At 75.0% G+C, this 3,753-nt stretch carries 3 protein-coding genes; 2 read left to right on the top strand and 1 reads right to left on the bottom strand.

What is annotated here, in order from left to right; translation table 11 throughout:
* Positions 1 to 2,381, top strand: a 2,381-nt coding sequence (locus ACFV0Q_RS39515) for a serine hydrolase (RefSeq protein ID WP_385012681.1), incomplete at its 5' end; no start/stop codon positions are given.
* A gap of 29 nt (positions 2,382 to 2,410) precedes the next feature.
* Entirely contained in the window at positions 2,411 to 2,917 is a 507-nt protein-coding gene (locus tag ACFV0Q_RS39510; RefSeq protein ID WP_385012680.1) for a GNAT family N-acetyltransferase, read from the top strand.
* 73 nt (positions 2,918 to 2,990) lie between these two features.
* Here the strand turns inward: ACFV0Q_RS39510 and ACFV0Q_RS39505 are convergent, their stop codons facing one another.
* On the bottom strand, positions 2,991 to 3,563 hold the full coding sequence (locus tag ACFV0Q_RS39505) for a helix-turn-helix domain-containing protein (RefSeq protein ID WP_385012678.1): 573 nt from the start codon (positions 3,561 to 3,563) through the stop codon (positions 2,991 to 2,993).
* Positions 3,564 to 3,753: the final 190 nt, after the last annotated feature.

The raw sequence follows: 3,753 nt of genomic DNA, 5'->3' as shown, positions 1-3,753 counted from the left end.
GTGCCGACGCCGAACCGGCCGACACGAAGCGGAAGCCCGGGCAGACCCCGGAGGAACCCGCCGAACCCGCGAACGGCGCCAACTCCGCACCGGCCGACGCGGAGCAGGAGCCCGCCGAAGCGGAGTCCCTGTCCGACGCTGAACCGGAGGACCACGCCCCGCACCCCGCCACGCCGGACGGCGCGGACGACGCGGCCCCCGGGGCCACGGAGCCCGAGCACCCCGACCAGGACGCGGACCCGGCGGACACCCCGTCGGCCGAAGCGGCGCAAACTCCGCCCGCACCGGCGGGCCCGGCCCCCACCACACCGGAACAGCCCCCGGCCGACGCGCCCGACGGCCCGCAGGTGGCTGCGAACCCCGCCCGGCCGTCGCGGAACGGCGGTACCACCGAAGGCGCGGGCGACGAAGCGGCCGCAGGCACCCCGGAGGACGCAGCACCCACCCGGCAGGAGGAAGCGAAGGCGACCCCCGCCGAAGCCGCCACCCAGCATGAGCGTGACGGCGACAGCGCCGAGGACGCCGACCGCCCGAAGCCCGACGCGAGCGCCGCGGAAGGCGGTACCCCGAACCGGGCCCGACCGTCCTGGGCCAAGCCGACCCCCGCCGGAGCCGATGGCGCAACCCAGCCGGAGGAAGGCGGCGGCAACACCAACGACGCGGCACGCCCGAAGCCCGAAGGAGCCGCCGCAGGCAAGGCGGAAGACGGCACAACCGCCGCCCCCCGCCCGACAGCCGAGGCCCCCGCCCAGCCCAAGGAGGACGGCGGCAGCACCGCAGACACGGCGCGCCCGAAGGCCGCCGCAGGCGATGCGGCATCCGCCCAGCCCGGTGCCGCCGACTCGCGCCGCCCGGCCTGGGCCAAGGCGGACCCCGCCCGGGCCGGCGCAGCCGACGCACAGGACACGAAGCCGGCCCCCTCCGAGGCCGACGCCGCGGGCGGGGTGGAGAGTGACGCCGAGCGGACGAGTCAGTTCGTGGCGCTCAAGCCGCTCGAGGTCAAGCCCGCTCCGGTCGTGAAGCCGGAGCCGGAGCGGCCGGCTCGGCCCGAGGTCGTGGAGGCAACGCAAGAGGCGCCCCTGCCGCCGCTCGATTTGCTGGCCGAGCTGACCAACACCGCTCCCCCGCCCGAGACCCCCCGCCGCACCATCGCCCGCCGCGTCAAGGTGTGGACCCCGATCGTGCTGCTGCTCGCCGCCACCGCCACCGGGGTGCAGCTGGTGCGCCCGCTGCCGGCTGCGCAGCTCGTCGCAGGCGAGGATTCGTACACCCTGGACGGGGAGACCTCCATCCCCTGGCCCGCCAAGGGCCAGGGCGCCGTCCGCGTCCCGGGCTCCGGCGACATCGCCACGTTCGGCGAGCAGAAGCCGGTGCCGACGGCCAGCGTGGCCAAGGTGATGACGGCGTACGTGATCCTCAAGAACCACCCGCTGCGCAAGAACGACCCGGGCCCCGGCGTCGAGGTCGACGCGGTGGCCGTCGCCGAGGGCATGGCCGGGGACGAGTCCCGCATCCAGGGCCTCACCGCCGGGACGAAGTTCAGCCAGCAGGACATGCTCAAGATGCTGATGATCCCGTCGGGCAACAACATCGCCCGCCTGCTGGCCCGTTGGGACACCGGATCCACCACCCCGGACGCCTTCGTCGCGAAGATGAACGCCGCGGCGAAGGAACTCGGGATGAAGGACACCACGTACACGGACCCCAGCGGCCTGGACGCCGGCACGGTGAGCACCGCCGTCGACCAGTTGAAGCTCGCCGAGGCGGTGATGAAGGAGGACGCGTTCCGCGCGGTGGTCTCGCTGCCCAGCGAAACCGTCGAGGGGGTGCGCGAGCCGCTCATCAACAACAACGGCCTGCTCGTCGCCCGGGGCCTCAACGTCATGGGCATCAAGACGGGTTCGAGCAGCGCGGCCGGCGGCACCCTGTCGTGGGCGACGTACAAAACGGTCGGGGGCGAGACCCCGCTGATCCTCGGCACGCTGATGGACCAGCACGTCGACGGCCCGGACCCGGAGGGCGCGAACGGCCTGAAGCTGGTGCTGGCGAACAGCCGGAAGATCGTCGAGGCCGTCCGTACGGCGCTCGCCTCGGCTCCGGTCATCCACAAGGGACAGGTGGTGGGCCACGTCTCCGACGGGCTCGGCGGCCGGACCCCGCTGGTGGCGACGAAGGACCTGTCCATGGCCGCCGTGCCGGGGCAGCGGCTGCGGCTCTCGCTGGGCGCGGGCGACAAGCCGGTGCCGCACGCGGCGAAGGCGGGGACCGAGGTCGGCGTGCTGACCGTCGGCGACGGCGCCGGCGCGAAGACCGTGCCGGTGGCGGTGGGCACGGACCTGGCCGAGCCCTCGTTCGGCAAGCGGGTCACCCGGCTGTCCTGAGCCGGATCCCGCCGTGGTTCGATGGCCGGATGGACATCCGCCGCCGCGAACCCGGTGACCTCGGCGCGTGCGTACGCGTACTCGCCGAGGTCCACCAGGCCGACGGCTACCCCTGCGACTGGCCGGAGCGGCCCGCGGACTGGCTGTCGCCGCCCGCGCTCCTCGACGCCTGGGTGGCGGCCGGGCAGGACGGGCTGACGGCCGGTCACATCACCCTGTCCCGCGCCGGGTCGGGCGACGCAGCGCCGGGGCTGTGGAGCCGCCGTACGGGCGCGCCCGCGCGGGCCACCGCCGTGGTCGGCCGGCTGTTCGTCTCCCTGGCCGCGCGGGGGCGGGGGGCCGGCGCCCTGCTGATGGCGCGGGCCGTGCGCGCGGCCGGGGAACGCGGACTGCACCCGGTGCTCGACGTACTGGCCTCCGACACCGCGGCCGCCGCACTCTACGAGCGACTCGGCTGGAGCCTGCTCGGCACGGTCGGGCAACGCTGGAGCGCCTCGCGCACGGTCACCGTGCGCTGCTACGCGGCGCCCGCGTAGGGACGGCTGCGCGCCGGTGCGCCGCCCCGCGAGGGCAGCCGCGCGCCGCCACCCCGCCCCCGCGTAAAACCCGCTACGCGTTCGCGATGACCAGCAGGGTGCGGGCCGCCGCTCCCCCGGCCGGCAGCGCGCAGCGGTGCGGGACGTCGCCCCGGTGGTGGGCGCTCTGGCCGGCGCGCAGCCTCAGCGGTTCCTCGCCCTCGACCTCCAGGACGATCTCGCCGTCCAGTACGTAGAGGAAGTCCTCCCCGGGGTGCTCGAACCAGCCGCGCTCGCCCAGGCCGGGCTCGAAGTGGTGCTCGTAGGCCTCCATCAGGCCGCTGCGCCCGCCCGGGATGAGCACCCGCGCCACCTGTCCGGCGGCCTCCGTCACCCGGATCACCTGCGGGTCGCTCTCGTGGCTGACGACGCCGGGGCGGTCCGGGGGGCGCAGGAAGGTGCCCGGCGTGACGTCGAGGGCCTCGGCGATGCGGTAGATCGAGCTGAGGCTGGGGGTGGCCAGTCCGCGTTCGAGCTGGCTGAGGAAGGGCTGGGACAGCCCCGAGCGGGCGGCGAGTACGGCCATGGACACGCGGCGCGCCGTACGGCACTCGCGGATCGCCCGGCCGACCTCGAGCGCTTCGGGGGTGGGTTCGGGTCGAGACACGCAGGTGAACGTATCCCATCGCCCGCGCGCGGCCGGGCGGACCCGGACGGTTTCACATCGGCGCAACACGCCGTTGATAAGCGTGGTCAATTATTGACCTCACTTATCAAGTCCCCCGAGGAGTCGTTGCGTGTATGCCACCCCTTCCCCAGCCGGCCGCGCCCCCGGCCGGCTCGTCCCGGCCCTGGGC

The sequence above is a fragment of the Streptomyces sp. NPDC059564 genome, assembly GCF_042735575.1.
Lineage (GTDB): Bacteria > Actinomycetota > Actinomycetes > Streptomycetales > Streptomycetaceae > Streptomyces.
Note: the sequence above shows the minus strand (reverse complement) of the source record. Positions and strands in the feature narration are given on the sequence as shown.